Raw genomic sequence first — 26,757 nt, forward strand, 5'->3', positions numbered from 1 at the left:
ACACGAAAAAACAAAGAATTTTTTTGTAACATTGAATCAATTTTAAAACATTGAACCTTAAACTTGAATCCGTCCTCGCCGGACACTGCTTTGAACTTTGAACTATAGAACAAAAACAAATAATGATTAGGAGTAAGAACATAGGGGTAATTTTAGTTATTGTGCTATTGGGTTTGGCAAGTGGGATAAGAGCACAGCAGCAACCTCTTTATAGCCAGTACATGCTTGACCCATTCCTGGTAAACCCTGCAGTTGCGGGAGCCGAAGGGGTTACTGCTGTTAACCTGACCGCCAGACAGCAGTGGATTGGTTACTCCGAAGCACCAGCCACCTATGCCCTAAGTGCCCAAACCCGTATTCTGAAAACCAGTTTCAGAAACCGAAGCCGTTTAATTAAAACACGTGTTCGCCGTCGTCGCCCTAGTGGACGTGTTGGACTGGGCGCATTCGTTTTTAACGACAATAACGGGCGAATACACCGTACCGGCTTTCAGGCTACCTATGCCTACCACATCTATATGAGGGATTACCAGATAAGCTTTGGCGCTTCTCTAACTAGCTTTCAGTTTAAGGCAAGCGTTACGTCGGTTGATGGTTACGACCAAACCAACGATCCTCTCCTTTCCGGTAAAACATCAAAATTTGCTCCCGATGCCAATTTTGGTGTTTTGCTTAGCTCGCAAAAATACTATGTGGGCTTCTCTGCAACCTCACTTTTCCAGAGCTTTATCCAGTTTGGCGGCACTAACACGGAGGTTGCCTATCGGTTACTCCGTCAGTACTACCTGGTAGGTGGCTACCGTTACCAACCCTACCGTAGCGATTTTGCCATAGAACCTTCGGTTCTATTCACTACCAACGAGCGTTTCCAGTTCGGTGCCGACCTGAACATTAAAGGGTACTATAAAAACGACTACTGGGCTGGTATATCAATTCGATCTACAGGAGCAGTGGTTACAATGATTGGTATTAAGTACCAGCAGTTCTACTTTGGATATGCTTTTGACTATAGTTTTTCCGATGTCTCCACATTCTCTAAAGCTGGTTCGCATGAGCTTATGCTTGGAATGAAACTTGGTGATACACAACGTCGTTACCGCTGGTTGAATAGATTCTAGCAAATCTAAATAATACAAATATTTCTTAGGCAGGGGAACCTGCCTTTTTTTATTGACCCAAAATTAAGGATAAAGGATAAATGTTAAAATTAAAAGGTTAAATGACAGTGTCAGGCAAGGATGGACTTAAGGGTCAAGACTTTTCTGACATAGACGGATTTCAAATTCAAAATTCAAAATTCAAAATTCAAAATTCCAGACTCAAATCCTGACCAGTGTATACAGATTCAAGGTTCACTAAAACGGTAAGTCAAACTTTGAATAACTCTATTATAAGCCCAACTTGTCATCCTGAGCGAAGCGAAAAATTCAAAAGTAGTTTCACAACATTACAATTTTCGAAACAAGGAAAGCTAAAAACGAAACACGGTTCTTCCCGCTAATTCCGATTATTTCCAACTCCTTCCTTAAACGACCCCTCCAAACATCCCCTGAGAGTGGAGGCTTATGCTCCCCTCTCCTTTCAGGAGAGGGGCTGGGGGGGAGGTCATTGCACCTTTTGAACTATTTTTTCCATGCTTCATGCTTTTTTAATCCCTATTTTATGGTAAATTGCATAATGTTTGGTGTAGTAATGAAAACCTTTTATAATGAGACAATATATAATTTTACTTATGTTAGTAGCAACTTCTTCATGGGGTTGGACACAAAATATTGAAATTGGGCAAAAGGCTCCTGAGATTGTTATGACTGGCCCTAATGGTGAAGAATTTAAACTTTCATCGTTAAAAGGGAAGTTGGTGCTTGTTGATTTCTGGGCTTCCTGGTGTTCGCCTTGCCGAAGAGAAAATCCTGTACTAACAGCTGCATACGAAAAATATAGGGATGCCTGCTTTACAAATGGAGAGGGCTTTGAGATATTTAGCGTTTCGCTCGATATGAAACGTGATAGTTGGTTAGAAGCCATTGAGTCTGATAAACTGGTGTGGAAATATCATGGAAGCGATTTAAGGGGTTGGCGTAGCAGTATTGCAAGAACTTACAACATAAAGGCAATTCCAATGAACTTTCTGGTTGATAGTGCTGGAGTTGTCGTTGCTAAAAACCTTAGGGGGGCTGAACTTAACTCTACCCTTCGAAAATATAGGAAAAGGACGTTTTTTAACACAAATTGTAAAAACTAAAAAACATGAAAGCGCTTAGGGTTCTTGGTAAAACCACTAAATACTTTCTTATCTCAATTCTGACTATTTTATCGCTTGTAGTTTTGATATTGATTGGGGTGTTCCTTTTCGAAGGCAAGATAGTCAGAATGGCAGTTCAAGAAGTTGAGCAAACCCTTAAAGCCCCAATCTCTTATGGGAAAATAAGCGTTTTACCTTTTCGCGACTTTCCAAATCTTACCCTACGTATTTCTGGCTTCAATTTAGGCCAACAAGCCGATTCCGTTAGAATTTTTGGAATTACCGATCTGCCCGATACGCTAATAGGCTTTAAAAATGTTTTTGTTTCTGTTAAAGCGTATCCTCTTTTTAATAACAAGGTTGATATCAATGGCTTTGAACTTAATGGTTTCAGGTTAAACTATATTGTCGACTCGGCTGGTCGTTCAAATTTCGACTTTTTGATACCAAGCGATACAATCGAAACAGAACCTGATACTGCTGCCCAGACCCTTTTAAATATTTTACTTAAGAATTTAACCTTGAGCGATATCAACCTAAACTATCGGGACGAAAACCTAAAAGCAAAGGCAAATATTAATATCCCTAAATTACACCTCGAAGGTAAAATTTCCGGTGATAGTATTTGGGCCAGGAGTAATGGGAATCTTATGGTTTCTAATATAAAGTATGAGAATATACCTGTTGATAAAATAAAGCAATTAGCAATAAGTTATGGTTTAAATTATAACACTGGAAAAATTGATATTGATGAAGCCAAAATTGAAACCGAAGGTATTGAGCTTAATACTCATGGTGAAGTTATTCTCTCCGACTCAATATGGATGGATCTAAGCACCAATATTCCCAAAATATCACTGGATGAGCTTATGAAATTCGTACCTGAGGATATTCTAAAAGATTTTGGAGTTAATCGGATAAAGGGAAGGCTGTCTGCTAACACAACCATTAGAGGGTTTTTGTATGATACTATCATGCTTCCTAGTATTTTCACTGATATCAAGTTAGTTAATGGGACAGTTGAAACCGCTCAGTATCCTAAGGTGAAAAACATAACAATTGATGCAACTGCCTCAATTCCAAATCCTAATATGCTTTCAACTACTGTATTCAGACTTAAAAAGTTTAAAGTTGAAACCGATGAAAGTAAAGTTGATCTTGCTTTAACCATTAAAAACCCAGATAAGCCAATTTATAACATAAATGGAAATATTCATCTCGTTCTCGATGAGTTTAGAAATCTTATACCCGATTCCATTGCAAAGGATGTTTCTGGATTGGTTGATGCCAATTTCTTTACTAAAGGTAGAATGCCAGAATATATAGATGTTAATAGTACAGATTATTTCATGGAAAGTTCTGGTTTCAATTTCAAGTTAACTAACGTTTCTGCTAGTTTAGATTCATTAAATTCCATTCAAAATCTTAATGTCGATATAGATTATAATCCGGATAAATCATTAAAGATTAAAACAATAAACCTGTATCTACCTGGATACAAGGTTGGAATAGACAAGGGTTTGCTTTCAGCTAAGGTTATTGGTTCGGTTATATCGCCAGAAAAAATTGATATTAGAATCGATACATTTTTCGTGGCAGCTGGCAATAACAGCCTTGGAGCACGATTAAAGCTCAGAAATCTTAATCAACCGCAGTTTAGTAGTACAGGGAATATCAAAATTGATCTCGATGAGCTAAGACCTTTTATACCTGACACCCTGGTAAGTTATATTACAGGGAAAATTGATTTCAAGTTTAATTCTTATGGTGGGGTAAATCTCGACTCTATTGAAAAAGATGTAATGCCAATCATATTTGAGAATAGCAGGTTCTCTACTCAGGTTCACAATTTTGGTTTCTCCATGCCAAACGATACGCTAATTGGTATCGATAGGTTGTCTTTCAACATATCAATGGCTAATGACACAATTAGGGTTGCTAATCTAATTGGTAACTATAAAGATATTGAGTTTAAATCCGACTCAATGTCGATTTGGAACATATACAAGGCATTCCTTAAAGAAGAAAAGAATAAGAAGCTGATTGTTAACACATCGCTTTGGGCTAATAAGATAGATTATGCAATGTTCCTACCGTTTATTGAAGAGGATTCGACTCAGAATATTGTAACCGATTCTACCAGGCTGGCAGAAACTTCCATTGATACATTACAAGGTGTGAAACCTAAAGCAGACACCTCTCAAGTTGATTCCTCTTATATGCCTCAGTACATAATTAGAGGTATAGCAAAGGTCGATCAAATAAAATATGGTAAGGTTTTAATTAGCAATTTTTCCACAAAGTTCAGACTCGACGATAGCCTATATGTTGTTGATGATATGAGGTTCAACGCTTTTGGAGGCACAGCCATTACATCTGCTATTTATGATACTCGAAAAGCACCTCAAGAAATCATTGAATTTAAGAATCAATCTGAAAACATAAACATTAAACAGCTGCTTGAGGAGAATGAGGACTTTGATCAGAACTATTTCACACATAATAACATTGAAGGATTGCTAACTGGTACTGTTTATGGTAGGGTAGTAATGCAGGATACAAACATTCTTTACGATAAAATTAATCTACTAGGAGATTTAACTCTTGCAGATGGTGGTATTTACAATTTTGAACCAGCAATGGAGCTTTCGAAGTTTACTAACCTTAAAGAACTTGATAACATAGTGTTCCGGACTCTCAGCACTAAAGTATTCATTTACAATAATAAGATTTACTTCCCAAAAACCGATATAGTTAGTACCGCTATGGACATGTCGGTTTATGGAATGCAAAGCTTTGGTGATGACTACGAGTACCACTTTGTGGTTTATCCTGGTGATGTGATGTTTGGTAAATCGAAAAAGCTGCTTAAAAAACAGGGCTTAAAAGATGAGGATTTTGAAGGTAGCGATAAAGCAAAACGGTCTGGTTTATACCTCGTTGCGCTTGAAAGGGGTAATGATACTAAGTATGGCTTTGATACAAAGGCGCTACAACGAATTATGAAAACCACTATTAGGGTTCAGGAACGTGGGTTAAATCTTGTATTTCATCCCCATAGGATGAACTTTAGCACCGATCTTTATAGAAAAGAATTGAAACTTAAAGAAGATGTTAACAAAAAAGATAAAAACGATTGAGTGGTTTGCAATAATCATCTCCGCTATACTATTTGCTCTGATTTTAATAAAGGTATATCAGCTTACGGTATCAGATAAAAATGATAATGAGATATATGTTACTGTAAACCCTCTTGATATATCATTTGGTAGCGATTCAGCTAAGCTCACAATTTATGCTTATGCTAGCTACCATTGTGGTTATTGTAGGCTCTTTTTTTCAGAAGTTTTTCCAAAACTTCGCGAAGAGTATATTGCAAAAGGAAAGGTAAGGTTAGTTTTAAAACTTGTGGAGTTCTCCAAGAACGAAGATCGCTTAACAGAAGTAAAAACTGCAGTATGTATTAATCGGTATGGCTACTATGAAAAGCTACATGAGCTACTTTTAACCAATAGCAATGTTATTTATACCGATGAGTTTAGGGATATGGTCAACCATTTCATTGATAGCGATCCATTGGTGGCAGAGTGCATTTTAGGGAACGAATCTTTGGATTATATCTTGCACACTCGCGACGAATTTAATAAATTTGGTTTTACTGGCACGCCAACTTTTGTAATAGGTGGTAAGGTGTATAAAGGCTATATGCCATACGAGAACTTTAGAAAGATTATTCAGTACCATTTAAATCGATAAAGCCATGAGGAAAAAATTATTATTTACTCCGCTCATCCTTGGTCTTGTTCTAGCCATGTTAAACTGGGGCTGTGAGAAGGATGAAAACGACGTTTGTCAACTTTTTGAACCGCCTGAATGTGAAATTGCTAATGTTTGTTGTCCCACCGATGGCGGTGACTGCTACTACGAAGTGGGTGACCAAAAGTTTGTGTGTGATAAAACCAAAGCAACAGAAAATGACCCAGATGGTTGTGCTGATGCTGAAAGTCAAGCGATAGAGGTACTTTGCGGTACTGCATCCACACAAGGAAAAATGTATGCAAAAGCTGAGTTACAACGTTTAACAGCTCAGCTGCTTCAGCAGGCCAAAATGTATTCGGTTTGCCATTAGGTTAAAATGGGAGTGTCTTATCTTTACTACCGTGAAAGGTAATAAAAAATACTGCAGTTAATATAAGACACTTCCATTTGTGTTAAAATCACTAAAGCCATGTTGGTAAAGACCTATGGGAGCGCTGTTCATGGTATAAAAGCCACAACCATAACCATTGAGGTTAGTGTTGGGCAAGGGGTTAACTTTTTTCTTGTTGGCTTACCCGACAATGCCGTAAAGGAGAGCCAGCAACGCATTATGTCGGCTTTGGAAACCAACGGGTACAAGTTCCCCAAAAAGCGCATAGTAATTAACATGGCGCCTGCCGATATCCGGAAGGAGGGATCGGCATACGATTTACCACTGGCCATAGGGATAATGGCTGCATCAGAACAGATTTCATCCGATAACTTGAATGAGTACGTAATAATGGGTGAGCTATCGCTCGATGGCTCAATTCAACCCATAAAAGGTGTACTTCCCATTGCCATTCAGGCACGCGAAGAGGGTTTTAAGGGCTTCTTTGTTCCCAAGCAAAATGCTCGTGAGGCAGCAGTGGTAAATAACTTGGATGTATATGGGGTAGAGCATATTAAGGAGGTGATCGATTTTTTTAATGGGAATAGCACCCTGGAGCCAACTGTAGTGAATACTCGTGAAGAGTTTTTTGCCCATGCCAATAGCTATGATGTTGACTTTGCAGATGTTAAAGGCCAAGAAAATGTAAAGCGAGCTTTGGAGGTTGCAGCAGCAGGTGGCCACAATATCATTATGATAGGACCACCAGGTGCAGGGAAAACCATGCTAGCTAAGCGATTACCAACAATAATCCCCCCACTTACTTTACGTGAAGCACTCGAAACCACCAAAATACATTCTGTAGCAGGTAAAATTGATAGGAATACCTCGCTGATGACTCGTAGACCGTTCCGTAGTCCCCATCATACAATATCGGATGTGGCACTTGTTGGGGGTGGGCAATATCCTCAACCAGGTGAAATTTCTCTCGCCCATAATGGTGTTCTTTTCCTTGATGAATTGCCAGAGTTTAAAAGAACTGTACTTGAAGTAATGCGACAGCCATTAGAGGATAGGGTCATCACCATTTCTCGGGCTAAATTTACCGTTGAGTATCCAGCCAGTTTTATGTTGGTTGCTTCCATGAATCCATGTCCATGTGGTTATTACAACCACCCAGAAAAGGAGTGCGTTTGCTCGCCAGGTGTTGTACAAAAGTATCTAAACCGCATTTCTGGCCCACTCCTCGATCGCATAGATATACATGTGGAGGTTATTCCTGTTCCTTTTGAAAAGCTATCGGCTGCTCCTCCTGCTGAAAGTAGTGCTCAAATAAGGGAACGTGTGGTTAAAGCCCGCCAGATTCAGGAAGAACGTTTCGTTCCCTGGGCTGAGGTGCATTGTAATGCACAAATGTCATCGAAACTTATCCGAGAATTCTGTAAACTCGATGAGGCTGGTTCTGCCATTCTGAAAACTGCCATGGAAAGGCTTAACCTTTCGGCGCGAGCATACGATAGGATTCTTAAGGTATCACGTACAATAGCAGATTTGGAGGGATCAGAAAGAATAATGCCCCAGCATGTTGCTGAGGCAATTCAGTATCGTAGTCTCGATAGGGAAAATTGGGCAGGTTAATGCCTTATCCGTTCAAATCCTCTCCCGTAAACTCCTGTTACAGTTGCAACAGAGATAAATGCTTCAGGATCAATCTCTTTTATGATTTTATACACCTCGCTTACCTCATGTTTACGAACAAGTGATATTAATACCTTTTGCGGTTCCTTGCTATACCAACCCATGCCGTCAACAACTGTAACGCCACGGTTAACCTCGGTAGTAATTCTATCGGCAATGGCCTGATAGTGTTTTGAAAAAACAAAAACCTGAACCGATTGTTTTGTTCCTGATAGGACAGCATCGAGCGAGTATGCTGTAATAGCCATTGCAACATAGCCATAAACAATGGTTTCAATACGCTTTGCTGGGTCAAGATCTAGTAATACTAGGAAGGAGGAGCCAATGATAAAAACATCGCAAAGCATAATTATTCTGCCAGGGCTAATATTGCGATACTTGTTTATTATCATGGCAATAATATCGGTTCCGCCTGTGCTACCACCTTGCGAGAATACTATCCCTAGCCCAACTCCCGATAGTGCACCACCAATAATGGTAGACATGAATTTATCGTCAACAACGGGAGCTTTTATTAGCATTTGAAGTGCTGATAGAAGAATTGAGCCAACAGCAACACCAAAAATTGTTTTAACACCAAAGTTGGCTCCCAGCATCTTTATTGCAATTAGAATCAATGCAATATTGATAAGGAAGTAGGTGTAACCCATTGGGATACCACTTGCGTAGTAAATTAAAGCACCAATACCAGAAACCCCACCCCCTGTGATCTTATGAGGGATTAGAAATGCAGTCCACGACAGCGCATAAAGTAACAGTCCGAACACTATTATAGAATAGGAACGGACTGTTTTTAAAATTTGGGTTGATGTCATACTTTGACTAGAAAATTTAATCTTTTGAAGAATCCTCTTCCTTATCCTTACGAGGTTCGTTCTCCTTACGACGTCGGATTGAGCGAGCATAAGAGTTCAGTAAATAGCTAACCTCATTTAGGTTATTCTCCAGCTCTTCGGCTTGAAATGAATCTAAAAGATTCAAATCGGTAGCAAGAGTGATGTAATACCTGCACTCTTCTAGTGCTTCTTGGGCTGTAGTCAAGAATAGCAATTTTTCATCGCGGTCTTTCTTCTTGTACCCACCCACAATGTTAGTTGCAATAGCAGTAGCGCTCTCGCAAAGCATATCGCCCACAAGCGCTTGGTAATCTTCAGGAAAAATTTTTACCTGCTGGTAGATGTTAAGTACAAATGCATGGGCTTTTTGCCATACTACCAAATCCTTGAACGATTTGGTTTTGCTATCCGATTTCTCCATAACGAACTGTTTTTAGAAACGTTTAAAAGTATTTAGATGATTTATAAGGGTTTACTAAAGATACACAAATTTAGTCAAATTAAAAAATCAATCTATTTAACAACTATATTTACAATTTTGTTTGGCACAACAATTACTTTAACCGGTTTCTTATCGCCCAAATATTTCTTGGTATTTTCATCTGCTAAAACCAGCTCCTCAACCTCATTGGGTTTAAGGTTAATCGGCAGCTCAAGGGTAAATCGAGTTTTTCCATTAAAGGAGATAGGACAGGTAAAGGTTGATTCTTTAATGTATTTCTCGTTAAACTCAGGCCATGATGCAACGGTTACAGAATTTTCATGCCCAAGCTGATGCCAGAGCTCTTCGGCAATATGTGGTGCATAGGGAGCAATAAGAACGGTTAGGGGTTCTAGTATTGCTCGTTTGTTGCACTTTAAGTCCGTTAGTTCATTTACACATATCATGAATGCTGAAACTCCGGTGTTAAAACTGAATTTCTCAATGTCTTCCGTGACCTTTTTAATGGTTTTATGAAGCACTTTAAGTTCTTTGTCGCTTGGTTCATCATTTGAAACCTCGAATTCATTATTCGAGTTATGGAAAAGTCTCCAGAATTTTCTTAAAAACTTGTGTACCCCATCAATACCATTGGTATCCCAGGGTTTACTTTGCTCAATTGGACCCAAAAACATTTCATATATACGAAGTGTATCGGCGCCATAGTTTTCAACAATGGTATCGGGATTCACCACATTCCACATGCTTTTGCTCATCTTCTCTATAGCCCAGCCACATACGTATTTGCCATCTTCAAGGATAAACTCAGCATTTTCAAATTCGGGACGCCATTTACGGAATGCGTCAATATCTAATATATCGTTACTAACAATGTTTACATCAACATGTATAGGGGTAACATCGTAATTGTCCTTAAGGTTGTAGGAAACAAATGTGTTTGTTCCTTTAATACGATAAACAAAGTTCGACCTACCTTGAATCATTCCTTGGTTTATAAGCTTTTTGAAAGGCTCATTCTTGCAAACATAGCCAAGGTCGTATAGGAACTTGTTCCAGTAACGTGAGTAAATTAGATGTCCCACAGCATGCTCAGTTCCTCCGATGTAAAGGTCTACGTTCTCCCAATACTGATTTGCCTCGGGCGAAACCAGTGCATTGTCGTTATGAGGGTCCATATATCGGAGGTAGTATGCCGATGAACCTGCAAAACCTGGCATGGTGCTTAGCTCATAGGGATATCCTTCGGGTGTATGCCAATTCTTAGCGCGGCCAAGAGGTGGCTCTCCCTTTTCGGTTGGTAGGTAAGCATCCACTTCGGGAAGTTCAAGGGGTAGCTTATCCTCATCAAGTGGATAGGGAATACCATCCTTGTAATAAATTGGGAAAGGTTCTCCCCAGTAGCGTTGGCGGCTAAAAATTGCATCGCGAAGGCGATAGTTAATTTTTCGCTTACCGAGTCCTCGCGATTCAATAACCTCGCATATCTTAGAAATGGCCTCTTTTACCTCTAATCCGTTTATTAACGGGCTATTGATAACCACACCCTCTTTTGAGTCGTACGATTCGGTCCATGAATCGGGGTTGGTTGGCTGTTCACCTGGGCGAATTACTGTTTGGATTATGGGTAAGCCAAATGTTTTAGCAAAGGCAAAGTCGCGGCTATCGTGTGCAGGAACAGCCATAATGGCTCCAGTGCCGTACCCGGCCAAAACATACTCGCTAACCCAAATGGGAATGCGCTCGTTAGTAAATGGGTTAATGGCGTAGCTGCCAGTGAATTGTCCTGTCACCTTCCGTGCTTCGGCCATTCGTTCGCGTTCGGTTTTGCGCTTAACCTCCTGGCGGTATTGCTCCATCTTTTCGGCATACTCAGGAGTGGTTAGCTCATCAACCAGTTCGCTTTCTGGGGCAAGCACCATGAAGGTTGCTCCATATATGGTGTCGGGCCGTGTGGTAAAGATGAGTATCTTTCTTTCGCTGCCTTCAACACGGAACCAAACCTCAGCGCCTTCTGATTTACCTATCCAGTTGCGCTGAATCTCCTTTAACGAATCAGTCCAGTCAAGTTCTTCCAAATCATTCAGTAGGCGCTCGGCATAAGCCGAAATACGGAGGCACCATTGACGCATTTTGCGTTGCTCAACAGGATGGCCACCGCGAATTGATACACCCTCCTTTACCTCATCATTAGCCAGAACGGTTCCAAGTGCAGGGCACCAGTTAACCATAACATCGGCAAGATAAGCTAGGCGGTATGCAAGAAGCACCTCTTGCTGTTCCTTTTCGCTCATTGCCTTCCATTCTGCTGCAGTGAATTTTTTCACCTCGCTGCATGCAGCATCAACTTCTAGGTTGCCATTACGTTCAAATTCGGCAATGAGGTTTTCGATAGGCTCTGCTTTTTGGGTTTTGTTGTTATACCAGTGTTTGAACATTTTGATAAATGCCCACTGAGTCCACTTGTAGTATTTTGGGTCGCAAGTACGAAACTCGCGGTCCCAATCGTAGCTAAACCCAATTTTATCGAGCTGTTCGCGGTACCGTTTGATGTTTTTATCGGTGGTTATAGCAGGATGTTGACCTGTTTGTATGGCGTATTGCTCTGCTGGCAAACCAAAAGCATCGTACCCCATGGGGTGGAGCACGTTAAATCCATTCAACCTCTTGTATCTTGAATAAATATCCGATGCTATATAACCTAGTGGATGGCCAACATGAAGTCCTGCACCCGATGGGTATGGAAACATATCGAGCACATAGTACTTGGGCTTGTTTTTATCAATATCTACTTTATATGTCTTATTCTTGCGCCAGTAATCCTGCCACTTTTGCTCAATATCTTTAAAATTGTAATCCATAAAAACCTGATTTTGTTAAAGTTGATTTCAGTTTGCAAAGATAGAAAAAAGAGGTTAAAACATGTGTTTTTTAGCGGTATAGATGTTTTGATTTTATTTCATTGCAATTCAAGTGAATTCTACCATGTTTGGTTAATTTTAAGTATGGTAATGCGCTGAACTTGATTACACGGTGTTCATATTTTTAAACACATCACCATAAACTACACTAAAAACATACACAGAACTAATCTTTTACGATAGCATTCTAATGCTTTATTCAATTTCCCAATCAAAACCATCCTTGCGGTCGCGAACAACAACTCCCAGCTTTGCAAGTTCATCGCGGATTTTATCGGATGTTGCAAAATCTTTTCGTTGCTTAGCTTCAAGGCGGATGTTGAGCAACATTTCGATTAGATTCCCTGTTAGCTCAGCATGTTTTGACCCTGCAGTTTGCTCATCAACCAATCCTAAAACATCAAAAATAATGGTTCTGAAAAATGTTTTTAGTTCGTTCAGGTCGTTCTCAGTGATAGACTCTTTGCCTTCGGCTAGCTGGTTAATAATTCTTACCCAATCGAACAGAGCTGCAATGGCTACAGGGCTATTTAAATCGTCGTTTAGGGCATTGTATACGCGAGTTTTTAGCTCATCAACCTTAACTGTTGAATTAGCAGCGGGCTTTACTCTATCTAGATTGCGGTTGGCAGCCATTAATCGTGATAATCCTTTATCGGCTGCCTGAAGGGCTTCGTTTGAGAAATCGAGGGTAGAACGATACTGAGCTTGAAGGATAAAGAAGCGTATGGTCATAGGGCTATAGGCTTGTTCCAAGAGCTTATGGGTGCCATTAAAAAGTTCCTCGAGCGTAATAAAGTTTCCCAATGATTTACCCATCTTTTGCCCGTTAATGGTAATCATATTGTTGTGCATCCAGTACCTTACCGATTGTTTTCCATTGGCAGCAACGCTTTGCGCTATTTCGCACTCGTGATGAGGGAAGAGCAAATCCATTCCACCGCCATGGATATCGAAGGGTTCACCCAGGTACTTGGTGCTCATTGCTGAGCATTCAAGATGCCAGCCAGGGAAACCATCGCTCCAAGGCGAAGGCCAACGCATGATATGTTGAGGGGTTGCTTTTTTCCAAAGGGCAAAATCAAAAGGATTTTGTTTTTCGTCCTGGCCATCAAGCCTACGGGTATTTGCCATTAAATCTTCAATATTTCTCCCAGAAAGTATACCGTATTTATGATCCTTGTTGTATTTGACCACATCAAAATAAATGGAACCGTTGCGTTCATAGGCATAACCATTTGCCAAAATCTTCTTAACAAGTTCAATCTGCTCAATAACATGTCCTGATGCACGGGGTTCGATGCTTGGAGGTAAAACATTAAGCATTTTCATGGCAGAGTGATACCTATCGGTATAGTGTTGAACCACCTCCATGGGTTCTAGCTCCTCGAGTCGAGCTTTTTTGGCTATCTTATCTTCTCCTTCGTCGGCATCATTTTCTAGGTGCCCAACATCAGTAATATTTCGAACATATCGCACCTTATAGCCTAGATGTTTTAAATAGCGAAATAGCAAATCAAAAGTGATAGCCGGACGAGCATGCCCTAAATGCGGGTCACCATAAACTGTTGGACCGCATACGTATAATCCAACGTGTGGAGGGTTTAATGGTTCAAAAACTTCTTTTTTGCGTGTTAGCGTATTGTAAATTAATAACTTATCCATGATATTAAATTGATTTAGCTGTGGGTAAACAATTATGAAAACAAAAAATAGCAGAAAGAGTTTGCCTTGTATTTAAAGGCAACATCGATGAAAGTGTTGAATGATATTTTCCCGTCTCATAATTTGCAAAAGTAGTGATTTTTACAAATTAAGATATGAATTTTTAAATAGAATTGATTAAGTTTTTTGTTTACTGAACAAGCCATAAAAGTATTGAAATTGTTTGTGAATCCATTTAGTATAAATCCAGTAATTGGGAACCTATTAGATTAAAATCGTGGCGAAAAGTTGTATGAATGATATTTCCAATTCACTCTCATTATTTTGAAAATTCTTCTTTTTATGTTAGGTTTGATAAAAATTTATCACCTATTTCGAATGAATCAGCTGGTTAGGTATATAATAATAGGTTTTGTTGTTGCGCTGATTGCCTTTTTGGTGTGGTATTTCTCATCAATAGTAGCATATATTTTAATCTCGGCTGTTCTTAGCCTAATGGGAAAACCCATTGTTGATTTTATATCGGGTTTAAAGATTAAAGGTTGGCACCCGCCAAGGTTTATAGGTGCTTTTGTGGCATTAGCAACAATTTGGTTGCTATTCATCGCTTTTTTTCGAGTAATGATTCCATTGGTGATAGCACAGTTTAATGAGTTGGGCTCAATTGATGTTCAAAGTCTTGTGGCTTCATTTAATGAACCCATTAACGCTATTCAGCATTTCATACAAGACTATCTACCCTCATCGGCTCAAGAATTCATTTTAAAAGATTTTCTTATTCAGAAGATTTCAGGGATATTCACCATATCTATGATTTCCGATGCATTTTCATCAACTGCTAATGTGCTTATTAATTTGCTAATTGCCCTTTTCTCAATTTCGTTCATTACTTTTTTCTTTTTAAAAGATGATACTCTGTTTTTTAAGAGCATCATTTTAATTTTTCCAGAACGTTTCGAAGGGCAGATTACCAGAGCGCTAACAAGTATTAATAAACTTTTACGTCGATATTTTATTGGAATAATCATTGAAAGTACAGGGATTTTAACTTTAATAACAATAGGCCTCAGCATTATAGGTGTAAAATTTCAAACGGCAATTGTGGTTGGCCTAATTGCAGGAATAATGAATGTAGTGCCATATGTTGGCCCACTTACAGGCACTGTTCTGGGAACATTAATAGTACTTGCCACTAAGCTGCATAGTGGATTTTCTTCCGATTTGTTAACCCTATCCATGCTAACTTTACTTGTATTTTTAACAACTCAGCTAATCGACAATATTGTATTTCAACCTACAATTTATGGAAATAGCGTAAAAGCTCATCCACTAGAGATTTTCATTGTGCTTCTTATTGCTGGTAGTGTTGCTGGAATTTTGGGAATGCTTCTTGCCATTCCTAGCTATACTGTTATTAGAGTTTTTGCAAAAGAGTTTTTTAATAATTTTAGGGTTGTTCAAAAATTAACCGAGAAGATTTAGCCTTGATTTTGATTTTAGTTTATCTTTACCTAAATAAACTTGTTTTACAATGTGTCGGAAAATATCACCATTAACATTTATACTAATTGCTCTATTTGCCTTACATTTAAATGGGCGTTCGCAAGGGTTTGAAGCCGATTCAGTTTTTACTTGGAAGTTAATTGAATCGCCAAATATTGGGAACCAATCTATAATTCAATTTTTTGCCAATTCTGCAATAACACCTACAGCATGGGATTTTGGTGATGGTGGAACATCTACATTAGAAAGTCCCATACATACTTTTAACTATACAAGTTGGACCGACAGCATTACCGTTACATTAAGTTTTACCATTAATGGTGAGAGCAGAGCCCATAGCCGTGATATCCCTTTGAGCCCCGCTTTTTTTATTCCACATTATGATAGAAACCTTGGGCGTTTGGCTGAATACAAGTTTATTTTTCTGAATATGTATCGCATTCCTAACCATGCAGACTCGTTAGGAAACTTAAGGTTCCATTGGTTCATTGATGGAACTCCTTTAGCTGATAATGCTTTTGATGACGCTACACTTGGCCAATGGCCAAATATATACTACACATTTTCGTCCGCTGGAATTCATCAAGTTAAATTAGAGGTAAACCACACTGGAAGTGGACAAACTGCAGAGTTCACACAGACCATTAGAGTGCAACCCGATTTAACTGCTGGAAAGGTACCTTTCCAGTTTGTTCCTAACGTGTTTACTCCCAACGAGGATGGAACAAACGATAGATTTGTAATACCTACTAGTGGAACTGGCTGGTTCCGTATAAAGTTTTTCTCGCGTTCTGGTGCTCTTGTTTACAATACCGAATCGAGTATAATTCAGTGGGATGGCAAAAATAACCAGGGAATAGACTTGCCAGAAGGGATTTACTACTATGTAATTGAAGACCTTAACGGTTATTACGAAGACGCAAAAGGTTTTGTATACCTATTTAGAGGTAAAAAGTAGTATAGCATAATTAATAGTTAACAAATGTCTAATATAAGACATTTTACACAATTACTGATGATCAAAACAAAGGTGTGCCATTTGTACGTTAATGAGTGTTACTTATAAATGTTTAACATGATGCTATTCAATAATTATAAAATCTTATAACGATGAAACAAATAGTTTATCTCAGTTTTGCATTTCTAGCATTTTTATTTGCATGCAACAATGTTACTTTTGATAAACCTCAACCCATAGGAGGTGAAGAGTTGAAATCATTATCAGAAGCTTTTCCTGGCATATATGTTAGTGCTGATAATGATACTCTCAAAATTTCGTCCAACTCAATTAATTTTACTATTAGTAAGGATGATAACATTTCTGGAACATTAGGTGATAATATGCAGGTTAAGAGGTTTGGGAATAATTTCGTTGTTAATAGTGTTGATTCTGTTTGGAACAGAGCAGTTTGGGTGCCTTTCCTTTTTGAACCCAATGATAGCATGCTAAATATTTCGTATATCGATTATAGCAAGGAGCAGCTTGTAAAGTTAGAGCAACTTGTAAAAGATATTTGCAAGTATGAAATTCTAAAGAACGACAGGGGTGAAAATACCAAAATAATTCTCAAGCCCAAAAGCACATCGGAGTTTGAAAAATTGGTTAAAGCAGGGGTCTTTAATAAGACCATCAAGCTCAGAAACCAAAAGAGAAGTAATCAGAGGTAGAGGCTTAAATAATCGGTTAAGATTCTTCTGTTCATATTAATGGTACGCTCAATCTTTGAAATATAGCAAGTGTTCCATTTATTTAGTTAGAATGGCTAAGTGTCATGAAGCAAATCTATCGGATTAAAAAGAAAAAGCGGTAGGTTTACATTGTTGAATGATAACCAAACCGCTTTTCTTTTACCTATTGACTAGAGGGAAATTATCCTTTATAGCTAATCCATTTAATCATCTCTTTCCAGGAATATTTCTTTCCATACATGAGTATTCCCACGCGATAAATTTTGGCTGCAAGCCAAATAATGAGAAAGAATGTACCTACAAGGAGTGCTGCAGAAAGTGCTAGCTGCCAGGTAGGAACACCAAAAGGTAGGCGGGTTAGCATGATTACTGGGGAGGTAAATGGTATCATTGAAAACCAAAACGCCAATGGTCCGTCGGGCGACTTAATTCCACTTATCATTACAAGAATGGCAAGTATAAGCGGCATGGTGATAGGTAGGGTAAGCTGTTGGGTATCGGTTATGCTTTCAACTGCTGAACCAACTGCAGCAAACATGGCTGCATACAGCAGGTACCCAAAAAGGAAGTAGAAAATGAATCCACCTATTAGCAATGGGAAATTTTGATTTTTAAGAGCATTCAGAAAACTCATTCCTTCATTTTCGGCTGCATTCACTGCTTGTTCCTGTGCTTGAGCAATTTGCGGGTTCGATTGAGCCATAGTTTGTACCTGCTCTGTTGCAACCTTTGGACTCATCTTTTCGCTTATTATGTTTATTCCAGCCCCTGCCAAAGCAGCTGTCATAACAACCCAAATAAATATTTGCAACAGGCTAACCGATGCCATGCCAAGGATTTTACCGGTCATCATTTGGAATGGCTTAACCGATGAGATTATCACCTCTACCACTCGACTCGACTTCTCCTCAATAACACCCTGCATTACCTGATTTCCTGTAATGAGAACCATCATGTACATTAAGAAACTCATGATGTAAGCAATTGCCATGGCAATCAGGGTGTTGCTTTCCTTCTCTTCTCCTGTTTTGCTTACCTTAATCGATTTAATGGAAACGTCAGTTTTAACATCTGCAAGTATTTTGTCGAGGTTGTCGATATTATAAGATTTCAGCTTTCGGTTTTCTATCTCTTTTTCCAAGGTGTTTTCCAAATGCTGCATCACATCAATAGAAGGCTGCTTTTGCGAGTAGATTGTTAGTGCGGGTTGAAAAGGTGTGCTTGTGCTATCGATAACTAAAAGAGCATAGTAACCTGTTTCATCCAGATTTTCTTTTACTTTTTCTGCTGGCGTATCGGTAATATATGAAATTTTAATGTATTCGGTTGAAGGAATTACATCGATGTAATCCTTGGTGTTATCAACAACTGCTACGGTTCTTTCCTCGGTAACTTCAAGCGATGCCAAATAGGTGGGAAGAACTGCAATTGCAGCAAAAAATATTGGCGAGAGTAGGGTTATAATAATAAACGATTTTTTACGAACCCTAGTCATGAACTCGCGCTGCATTATTAGAAATATCTTGTTCATTGTTTTATGCTTTTGGGTATGAATACTAGTTATTTACTAATCCATGCTTTTGGTTATACTCCTTAACAACCTGTATAAAAATATCGTGCATGCTTGGTACAATAGGGTTAAAAGAAACTATCTCAACTGCAGGCATTACAGCTTGTAAAAGGTTGTTTGCTTCCGATTGAGAGGAAAGGCGTACTTGTGCCTTAGGTAATGAGTTTTCCGTGTCAATCTTAAGTAGTTCAAACTTATCTGAAAGTTGCTGTTTTAAACTATTGGGCTCACCACGGAATGCAATCTCGAAAACGTTGCTTCCATAGCTTTGACGAACCTCATCGATTTGACCGCTTAATATATTTTTCGATTTGTTTATAAGGGTGATATGGTCGCAAAGCTCCTCAACGGAGGCCATGTTGTGGGTTGAAAATATGATAGTTGTGCCCTTGCGTTTAAGTTCTAAAATCTCATCCTTAACTAGTTGCACATTTATTGGGTCAAAACCACTAAAAGGCTCATCAAAGATGAGTAGCTCTGGTTCATGGATAATGGTAACCATGAATTGAACTTTTTGGGCCATACCCTTTGAAAGTTCCTCAACCTTTTTATCCCACCAGGCCTGAATCTCAAATTTCTCGAACCAAACTTTTAAACGTTTCATCGCTTCGGAACGGCTCAAACCCTTTAGCTGGGCAAGGAAAAGAGCTTGCTCGCCCACCTTCATCTTTTTGTAAAGACCACGCTCTTCGGGTAAGTAACCAATCCTATAGATATCGTTTGGTTGCATCTTCCTATCATCAAATAAAACTTCGCCTTTATCGGGCCCAGTTATCTGGTTAATTATTCGAATAAGCGTTGTTTTCCCAGCACCATTTGGACCAAGAAGACCATAGATACTCCCTTTAGGAACAGAGATGCTTACATCATCTAATGCTAAATGGTTGGAGTACCTTTTTTCAATTCCTTTTGTTTCTAGTAGGTACATTTTTATCTTCAGATTTTTGAAATGTTATGTTTCAATTTTGTAGTAAAGATATTAAGTTTTACTTAATCGCAATGTTTAATTTAAATCATTAAGTTTTTTATGATATATCTACCACTTAGAAAATATACTTTAACTTTTAATGCAAGTAATTTTATTATAATAACTTCTTAAAGTTTTCAGTAAATTGCAGGTCTCAAATTGGTTATACTATGAAAGTAAAGACTTGTTCAAGTTTAGTAATAGTTATTACCATTGTAATAATGGTTGCTTCTTGTGATACACCAACAAATAAGAAAATAGAATTACTTACAAAAGAGAACGAGGCATTACGTAGGGAGGCAAGAATAAAAGATTCAACCTTAAACGAATTTTTTGCTTTTCTTTCTGATATTGAATACAATCTGAACCTTATAAAGCAGAAGGAGCAATCTATTAGTCAGAATGCTATTATTGGAGGCGAGCTAAAAACCGATGTAAGACATCAGATTGACGAGGATATTCAGACTATTAATTTGCTTATGGATGAAAATAGACGAAAAGCAGCTTTGCTTCGTAAAAAACTATCCGATACAAACTTTAAAGTTGCTGAACTTGAGCGATTGATTGCGTCTATAAGCAAGAGACTAATTGAAAAAGAGGACGAAATAGATGAGCTAAAGGCAAAGCTGCTGGAGCTAAACTTTACCGTAGAACAGCTTAATGCCCGTATAGATTCAATAACCTTACAAAACTTATTGCTTGATAAGGAGATTAAGAATAAAACAGAAAAGATAAATAGTGCATGGTATGCTGTTGGCTCTCGTAAGGAATTGGTTCAAAACAATATAATTGACAAATCAGGAGGATTCTTAGGATTAGGAAGAACTACTAAAATGAAAGCCGAATTTAATCAGGACTATTTTGTTAGGATAGATATTACAGAGACTCATTCCATACCCATTCTGGCTAAAAGGGTAAAGCTGGTTACCACACATCCTACCAATTCCTATTCCCTTGTCAGAAATAATGAAAACCTTGTAGTTGAGCTTAAAATTAAAGACCCCGAAAAGTTTTGGTCTGTGTCGAAGTACCTTGTTGTAGAGGTAAACTAAGCCATGTCAACATTTATTTGTAATATTGCGAATTTGTATACTAATATAAAGTTTCAATCGTTTTGTAATGATAAACAAAATCAAATTGGGAAAGAGTTACTTTTTTAGATTAGCATTTGCAATAACAGCAGCAGTATTAATATCTTTCTCCTGCTCAACACAAAAAAACACTTTTGTGAGCAGGAGTTTTCATAACATTACATCGTACTACAACTACTACTATAATGCTTACGACAGCTATAAAAGCGGAATTCAAAGAGCAGAAAATAATATAAACTTTAATTATACTTTACCGTTACCAGTTTTGCTTATTGGAGAGAGTCAGGTTCCTGGAATCGTCTCCAGCAATATGGAGCGTACGCTTAATAAATGCACTATGCTTCTTGCAAGGCATTCCATAACCGTTAAGCCCAAGCGAACCAAGAATAAACTTAGTCCTAAAGAAAAGGAATTTAGGAACTTAAATGAGTACGTGAAATGGGCTCGACGTTCCTGGTTGCTTGTAGGTAAAGCTCACACGTGGAAGTCGGATTTAACAAAAGCACGTTCATCGTTTGAATTTGTTATTCGGCAGTTTCCCAACCTACCTTTATGGTTTGAAGCACAGGTTTGGCTTGCACGTGTTGCTGTCCTTGAGGGTGATTTTGACGATGCCCGAGAGCGTCTTAACCTTGTTGAGAATAACAGAAAACGACCTCGAACAAAATCTTTTAACCATCTACTGCACTCAACATGGGCATTCTTCTATCAGAAGAGTCAGGATTATGAACAAATGCTTCCATATTTAAGAAAGGCAATTGAAAGTGCACCTAAAAAAACAGATAAAATACGATACAGCTATATTCTTGCACAAGCACTTCAACAGCTTGGGAAAACTGGTGAAGCATATATCGCATTTCAAAAAGTACTAAAATTGAATCCTCCCTACGATATGGCATTTAGCGCCCGTATTCAAATGATATCATTAAGTAATAAGCAGGATGAGGATTTAAAACGGGAGCTAATTAAGCTATCAAAGGATGAGAAGAATGCCGACTTTCTAGACCAACTTTATTTTACCCTGGGCAGTTTGGAGAAAAAGACGGGCAATATGGAAAAGGCCATAGAGTATTTTACTCTTTCGGCACGATACAGTACTAGTAATACTAATCAAAAAGGGATGTCGTATCTTGTTCTTGCCGATTACTATTTTGAGAAGGCACAGTATGCCTTGGCTCAAGCATATTACGATAGCTCATACAACTCACTTGACGATAGCTATCCTGAGTTTGATAGAATTGAGCAAAAAGCCCGTTTTCTCAACTCATTGGTCGATAACCTTAACACTATTAAAAACGAAGATAGCTTGCTACGGGTAGCAGTAATGCCCAAAGAGGAACGCGATGCGTTAATTAAGCAAATCATTGCCAAACTTGAGGCCGAAGAACAGCGTGCTAAGTCAATGGAAAATCAGAGTAGGAACCAATACTTAATGTATCAGCAATCGCAACGATATCGAAACCAAAACGCTCAACAAGAGGGTAAATGGTATTTCTATAATCAGGCGTCGCTTAGCTATGGGCAATCGGAATTTCAAATGAAATGGGGAAAACGTAAGCTCGAGGATAACTGGCGCCGCAAGAATAAACGGGTACTATCAATCGATGAGGTTACTGTTGCTGGCACTTCACAGAACCAGGAACAAGTTCAAAAGCAGCTGTCGCCCAAAACACCTGAATACTACCTTGTTAATCTTCCTTTTAGCGATTCCCTTAAGGAGCAGTCGATTGAACGCATTAAGAATGCCATGTTTCGGGTGGCTGAAATTTATGAGGTGAACCTTTCGGATTATGAGGAGGCAAAAGAAGCCTATCTACGCATAGTTGAGCGATTCCCCGATGAAGAGAATGCAGCAAATGCCTATTATCGTTTATACCGATTAGCTTCACAATTCAATAGACAGGATGATGCAGCCAGATTTCTCAGCGCACTTACTAAAAACTACCCCAAGAGCCCTTATGCTATCTTGCTTTCAAATCCTGCCTATTTCGAAAAGTTAAGCAAGCAGCAGAACGAAGGGGAAACCATTTATCAAAAGGCTTACGATTTTTATACCAAGGGAATGTATAGCGATGCACTTAACACAATTCAGCGTGGAATGGCTAAAGCAAAGAATACATCCTTGGAGCCCAAGTATCATCTGCTTATGGCCCTGTGTCAGGCCAAAACAACCGATTTGAAAACTTTTAAAGTATCGTTGTCAAATATCACAAGTACATTTGCAAACACCGAGGAAGCTCAGCTTGCCGATGCAATGCTTAAGCAGATTGAGCAAAATGAGCTGCAAATAGCTTCGGGAAATGCTAACCTCGATATTGCACAAACCGATTCCACTACTAGTCAAAAGCAATCGATATATACCGATTCCGATGGCGAACATGTTTTTGTTGTGCTGGTTCCCAAGAAGGCCAATATCAATCAAATTAAGTTTAATGTGATATCATTTAATGTAGATGAGTTTATTGAGGCCGATCTTAATGTTACTAACCAACCCTTTAGCGATTTTGTTGAGATGATTGTGTGCACCGGACTAAAGGACAAAAAGACCGCCATTAAGTACTATAACCTGATTAGTAAACGAACAAAAGTTTTTGCTGGACTCAACAAGACCGAATACCAGTACTTTGTTATTAGTATCGATAATTTTGCTCGTTTTATTGGCGACAAATCAATCTCCGATTATTTGAGATTTTTCAAAGAAAAATATAAAAACGAATAGAGATGCAGCCCACAATACTTTGGGTCGACGATGAAATTGACCTGCTCCGTCCTCATATTATTTTCTTGGAGCAGAAAGGCTATAAGGTTCTTACCGCAAACAATGGCTTTGATGCCATAGAGCTGGTTAAAGCTAACCAGGTTGATATCGTGTTTCTGGACGAAAATATGCCTGGTATTGGAGGATTGGAGACTCTACCAAAGATTAAGGAGATAAAATCAACCTTACCAGTTGTAATGGTAACCAAGAGCGAGGAGGAAAACATTATGGATATGGCGGTTGGTGCTCAAATCTCCGACTATCTTATTAAACCAGTAAACCCCAAACAGGTATTGCTTGCCCTTAAAAAGTTTATTCATGGAAAGGAGCTGGTAAACGAAAGGCAGCTAACCGATTATCGAACTGCCTTTATGCAAATATCTAGTCTTATATCTTCAGCAACCTCTTACACCGATTGGGTTGATATATATCGTAAGTTAGCCGCTTGGCAGGTACGACTTTCCCATAATCCCGATTCAAACTTGAAGCAGATGCTTGAAATGCAGTTTGATGAGGCCAATAAGGTTTTTAGTAAGTATATAAAATCAAACTACTTAAATTGGTTTAACGAAAAAACAGATAAACCTTTACTTTCTCCATCAATTCTAAAAACTAAGGTTTTCCCCTTATTAGAATCAAATACAAAGGTTTTACTTCTTATAATTGATAACTTTAGATACGACCAATGGAAAACCATTGAGCCAATTTTATCGGAAAAATGGCAGGTTAGTACAGAAGAAGTATACTACAGCATACTGCCAACAGCAACACAGTATGCCCGAAATTCAATTTTTGCAGGATTAATGCCCCTTGAAATTCATAAAAAATATCCAGATTACTGGGTTTTTGACGAAGAGGACGAAGGAAAGAATCTTTTTGAAAAAGAACTTCTTCAAGCTCAATTCAAGCGTTTGGGAATGGGCACAAAGTTTTCCTATATTAAAACCGATACACTTAAAGGTGTTGGGGGAGGGCTTAACATTAAAGAGTTTTTAAAAAACGATTTGGCTGTACTTGTATACAATTTTGTTGATTCCATGTCGCATTCGCGAACCGATTCCGAGATGATGCGTGGCCTAGCAGCCGATGAGTCGGCATACCTTTCGCTTACACGCTCTTGGTTTCTTCATTCCGATTTACGCGAGTTCATTGAACAGGCATCTTCTTATAACATTAAGTTGGTAATCACAACCGACCATGGAGCAATTAGGGTTAAAAACCCTGTTAAGGTTATTGGCGATAAAGCCACATCAACCAATCTTCGATATAAACTTGGGAGGAATTTAAATTACAATCCAAAGGAAGTTTTCGAGGTTCGAAAGCCAGAAGATGCCCATCTCCCTAAACCAAATATTAGCTCGTCATTCATATTTGCCCTTGGTAATGATTTTCTTGCTTATCCTAACAACTTTAACCACTACGCAACATACTATAGCGACACTTTTCAACATGGTGGGGTCTCATTAGAAGAAATGATAGTTCCTTTTATTACTCTTAACCCAACTGGAAGGTAACATGGATTCTATTCTACTAAAAGGTCTAAATGATATAGATAAAGCTGCTAGCAAGATTCTTTCATCTATAGGTGAAAATCGTATTATTTGCTTTTATGGCGAAATGGGAGCAGGGAAAACCACTCTCATTCGTGAAATATGTAAGAAACTAGGAGTAACCGATGTGGTAACAAGCCCAACATTTGCTTTAGTAAACGAATATACCGACGAAAATGGGACCCCAGTATATCATTTTGATTTTTACCGCATAAAACAAATAGATGAGGTTTTTGACTTTGGCTACGAGGAGTATTTCTACAATCCTAATGCTATCTGCCTGATTGAGTGGCCTGAGTTGGTAGAGCCAATTTTACCTTCTGAAGGTGTTGTTGATATTTACCTTAAAGTAAACCAAGATAGTAGCAGGGTTATAGAAATAGTTAATAAAACTGAACAATAATTCCTTCTCAACGTAAAAAAGTAATTAATAGTTGTTAGATTGATTTTTAAAATTCATCATAAAAAAGATGATATGCTATGAACAGCCCAAAATTCTCTGAGTTCCCTCATGCAAAAGGATTACTTGTTCAAGAAGAACGAATTGAGTATAAGCGTAAATACAAACAGCTGATTATCGGTATTCCCCGAGAGGTTAATCCTACTGAAAGTAGAATTCCCCTTACACCAGAAGCCGTTGAAATTTTAGTACATCATGGCCATCAAATTATAATAGAGAAGGATGCAGGGAAGCAGGCAAACTATTCCGACATGGAGTACAGCAACAAGGGGGCTCAAATTGTAGATACTGCGGCTGAGGTTTACAAAAGCGATATCATTCTTAAGGTTTCGCATCTTACTCCCGAAGAGTGCAACATGCTTCGCGAGAATCAAGCTGTTTTATCATCGTTACATCTAAATAAGCAAACTGGTGACTATCTAAAAAGGCTACTGCAAAAAAAGGCAACCGCCATTGCATTTGAGAGCATCTTGGATGAAGAAGGCGAGTACCCTTTTGTACGTGCCATGAGCTCAATTGCAGGAAGCACATCTGTTTTGGTAGCTGCAGAGTATCTTAGCAATGTGAATAATGGTAAAGGGGTTATGCTTGGTGGTGTTACTGGCATTACGCCTACCGAGGTTGTTATTCTAGGTGCTGGTACAGCAGGCGAGTATGCAGCACGTGCCGCTCTTGGCCTAGGCGCAACGGTTAAGATATTCGATAGCTCTATTAAAAAGCTTATGGATATACAGAATATTCTTGGCCAAAGGCTCTTCACATCAATCTACCATAAGCAGGTACTTGATAAGGTTCTAAAAACAGCCGATGTGGTAATTGCAACTTTAACACCAGAAGAAACCAATCTTAACTATTTGGTCTCCGAAGATCAAGTTCGACTAATGAAACGTGGTGCCGTAATTGTTGATTTGGGAATTGATAGAGGTGGATGTTTTGAGACATCGGAGCTTCGCGACCATAACAACCCGTCTTATGTTAGGCATGGAGTGGTTCACTATTGCGTACCTAACATTACTGCTCGAGTTGCAAGAACATCTTCAATTGCCATGAGCAACGTGTTTGTACCTCTACTAAAGCAAATAGCCGATAGTGGTGGGTTACTTCCGCAGCTAAAAGAAAATGCAGGACTTCGAAATGGTGTTTACATTTTTAACGGACTCCTAACAAATGAGTACCTTGGCAAACTTTACGACTTGCCTTCGCGCGATATCAACCTGCTAATGGCTGCTTTTTAGCGAA

Annotated in this window: 20 protein-coding genes; 14 read left to right on the forward strand and 6 right to left on the reverse strand. The window is 38.7% G+C overall.

Annotation, left to right across the window (positions count from 1 at the left end; translation table 11 throughout):
* Positions 1-122: 122 nt before the first annotated feature.
* From FHG85_RS01085 to FHG85_RS01110, 6 genes are all read left to right on the forward strand, one after another.
* Complete coding sequence (locus tag FHG85_RS01085) at positions 123-1,118, forward strand: PorP/SprF family type IX secretion system membrane protein (RefSeq protein WP_173072435.1); 996 nt, start codon at positions 123-125, stop codon at positions 1,116-1,118.
* A gap of 590 nt (positions 1,119-1,708) precedes the next feature.
* Positions 1,709-2,242, forward strand: coding sequence for a TlpA family protein disulfide reductase (locus FHG85_RS01090; protein WP_173072436.1), 534 nt, complete (start codon positions 1,709-1,711; stop codon positions 2,240-2,242).
* Positions 2,243-2,247: 5 nt separating this feature from the next.
* Entirely contained in the window at positions 2,248-5,382 is a 3,135-nt protein-coding gene (locus FHG85_RS01095; RefSeq protein ID WP_173072437.1) for an AsmA family protein, read from the forward strand.
* A complete protein-coding gene (locus tag FHG85_RS01100) occupies positions 5,354-5,998 on the forward strand; it encodes a DsbA family protein (RefSeq protein WP_173072438.1) in 645 nt (214 codons plus the stop codon). The genes FHG85_RS01095 and FHG85_RS01100 overlap by 29 nt, the downstream gene beginning before the upstream one ends.
* A 4-nt stretch (positions 5,999-6,002) precedes the next feature.
* Positions 6,003-6,371: a hypothetical protein gene (locus tag FHG85_RS01105; RefSeq protein ID WP_173072439.1), complete on the forward strand. Its 369-nt coding sequence runs from the start codon at positions 6,003-6,005 to the stop codon at positions 6,369-6,371.
* A gap of 99 nt (positions 6,372-6,470) precedes the next feature.
* Complete coding sequence (locus FHG85_RS01110) at positions 6,471-8,009, forward strand: YifB family Mg chelatase-like AAA ATPase (protein ID WP_173072440.1); 1,539 nt, start codon at positions 6,471-6,473, stop codon at positions 8,007-8,009.
* Here FHG85_RS01110 and FHG85_RS01115 read toward each other — a convergent pair.
* The 4 genes from FHG85_RS01115 to cysS all read right to left on the reverse strand — a co-directional run bounded on the left by FHG85_RS01115 (position 8,006) and on the right by cysS (position 13,933).
* Positions 8,006-8,884: a YitT family protein gene (locus tag FHG85_RS01115; protein ID WP_173072441.1), complete on the reverse strand. Its 879-nt coding sequence runs from the start codon at positions 8,882-8,884 to the stop codon at positions 8,006-8,008. The genes FHG85_RS01110 and FHG85_RS01115 overlap by 4 nt on opposite strands.
* A 16-nt stretch (positions 8,885-8,900) precedes the next feature.
* The gene (locus tag FHG85_RS01120; protein WP_173072442.1) at positions 8,901-9,326 is read right to left on the reverse strand and encodes a four helix bundle protein; all 426 of its coding nucleotides are present in this window, start codon (positions 9,324-9,326) and stop codon (positions 8,901-8,903) included.
* A 92-nt stretch (positions 9,327-9,418) separates the two neighbouring features.
* Positions 9,419-12,205 carry a leucine--tRNA ligase gene (leuS, locus tag FHG85_RS01125; protein ID WP_173072443.1) on the reverse strand — a complete coding sequence of 929 codons (2,787 nt, stop codon included), beginning with the start codon at positions 12,203-12,205 and terminating at the stop codon, positions 9,419-9,421.
* A gap of 255 nt (positions 12,206-12,460) precedes the next feature.
* Positions 12,461-13,933 carry a cysteine--tRNA ligase gene (gene cysS / locus FHG85_RS01130; protein WP_173076703.1) on the reverse strand — a complete coding sequence of 491 codons (1,473 nt, stop codon included), beginning with the start codon at positions 13,931-13,933 and terminating at the stop codon, positions 12,461-12,463.
* Between the two features lie 339 nt (positions 13,934-14,272).
* Here cysS and FHG85_RS01135 point away from each other — a divergent pair, with 339 nt between their 5' ends.
* From FHG85_RS01135 to FHG85_RS01145, 3 genes are all read left to right on the forward strand, one after another.
* Positions 14,273-15,412, forward strand: a complete 1,140-nt coding sequence (locus tag FHG85_RS01135; protein WP_173072444.1) for an AI-2E family transporter — start codon at positions 14,273-14,275, stop codon at positions 15,410-15,412.
* A gap of 49 nt (positions 15,413-15,461) precedes the next feature.
* Entirely contained in the window at positions 15,462-16,391 is a 930-nt protein-coding gene (locus FHG85_RS01140; RefSeq protein ID WP_173072445.1) for a T9SS type B sorting domain-containing protein, read from the forward strand.
* Between the two features lie 152 nt (positions 16,392-16,543).
* The gene (locus FHG85_RS01145) at positions 16,544-17,101 is read left to right on the forward strand and encodes a hypothetical protein (RefSeq protein WP_173072446.1); all 558 of its coding nucleotides are present in this window, start codon (positions 16,544-16,546) and stop codon (positions 17,099-17,101) included.
* A 202-nt stretch (positions 17,102-17,303) separates the two neighbouring features.
* On the opposite strand, the gene FHG85_RS01150 is transcribed toward FHG85_RS01145, so the two are convergent.
* Both FHG85_RS01150 and FHG85_RS01155 read right to left on the reverse strand, forming a co-directional pair.
* Positions 17,304-18,653: an ABC transporter permease gene (locus FHG85_RS01150; protein WP_173072447.1), complete on the reverse strand. Its 1,350-nt coding sequence runs from the start codon at positions 18,651-18,653 to the stop codon at positions 17,304-17,306.
* 25 nt (positions 18,654-18,678) lie between these two features.
* On the reverse strand, positions 18,679-19,620 hold the full coding sequence (locus FHG85_RS01155) for an ABC transporter ATP-binding protein (RefSeq protein ID WP_173072448.1): 942 nt from the start codon (positions 19,618-19,620) through the stop codon (positions 18,679-18,681).
* A 209-nt stretch (positions 19,621-19,829) separates the two neighbouring features.
* On the opposite strand from FHG85_RS01155, the gene FHG85_RS01160 reads away from it, so the two are divergent.
* From FHG85_RS01160 to FHG85_RS01180, 5 genes are all read left to right on the forward strand, one after another.
* Positions 19,830-20,711 carry a Cbp1 family collagen-binding glycoprotein adhesin gene (locus FHG85_RS01160; protein ID WP_173072449.1) on the forward strand — a complete coding sequence of 294 codons (882 nt, stop codon included), beginning with the start codon at positions 19,830-19,832 and terminating at the stop codon, positions 20,709-20,711.
* Between the two features lie 67 nt (positions 20,712-20,778).
* A complete protein-coding gene (gene porW / locus FHG85_RS01165) occupies positions 20,779-23,469 on the forward strand; it encodes a type IX secretion system periplasmic lipoprotein PorW/SprE (protein WP_449649458.1) in 2,691 nt (896 codons plus the stop codon).
* Positions 23,470-23,471: 2 nt separating this feature from the next.
* Positions 23,472-25,022 (forward strand): T9SS response regulator signal transducer PorX, encoded by a 1,551-nt coding sequence (porX, locus tag FHG85_RS01170; protein WP_173072451.1) that lies wholly within the window; start codon positions 23,472-23,474, stop codon positions 25,020-25,022.
* A gap of 1 nt (position 25,023) precedes the next feature.
* The gene (gene tsaE, locus FHG85_RS01175) at positions 25,024-25,461 is read left to right on the forward strand and encodes a tRNA (adenosine(37)-N6)-threonylcarbamoyltransferase complex ATPase subunit type 1 TsaE (RefSeq protein WP_173072452.1); all 438 of its coding nucleotides are present in this window, start codon (positions 25,024-25,026) and stop codon (positions 25,459-25,461) included.
* Positions 25,462-25,538: 77 nt separating this feature from the next.
* Positions 25,539-26,753: an alanine dehydrogenase gene (locus tag FHG85_RS01180; protein WP_173072453.1), complete on the forward strand. Its 1,215-nt coding sequence runs from the start codon at positions 25,539-25,541 to the stop codon at positions 26,751-26,753.
* Positions 26,754-26,757: the final 4 nt, after the last annotated feature.

Source organism: Tenuifilum thalassicum (genome assembly GCF_013265555.1).
Taxonomy (GTDB): domain Bacteria; phylum Bacteroidota; class Bacteroidia; order Bacteroidales; family Tenuifilaceae; genus Tenuifilum; species Tenuifilum thalassicum.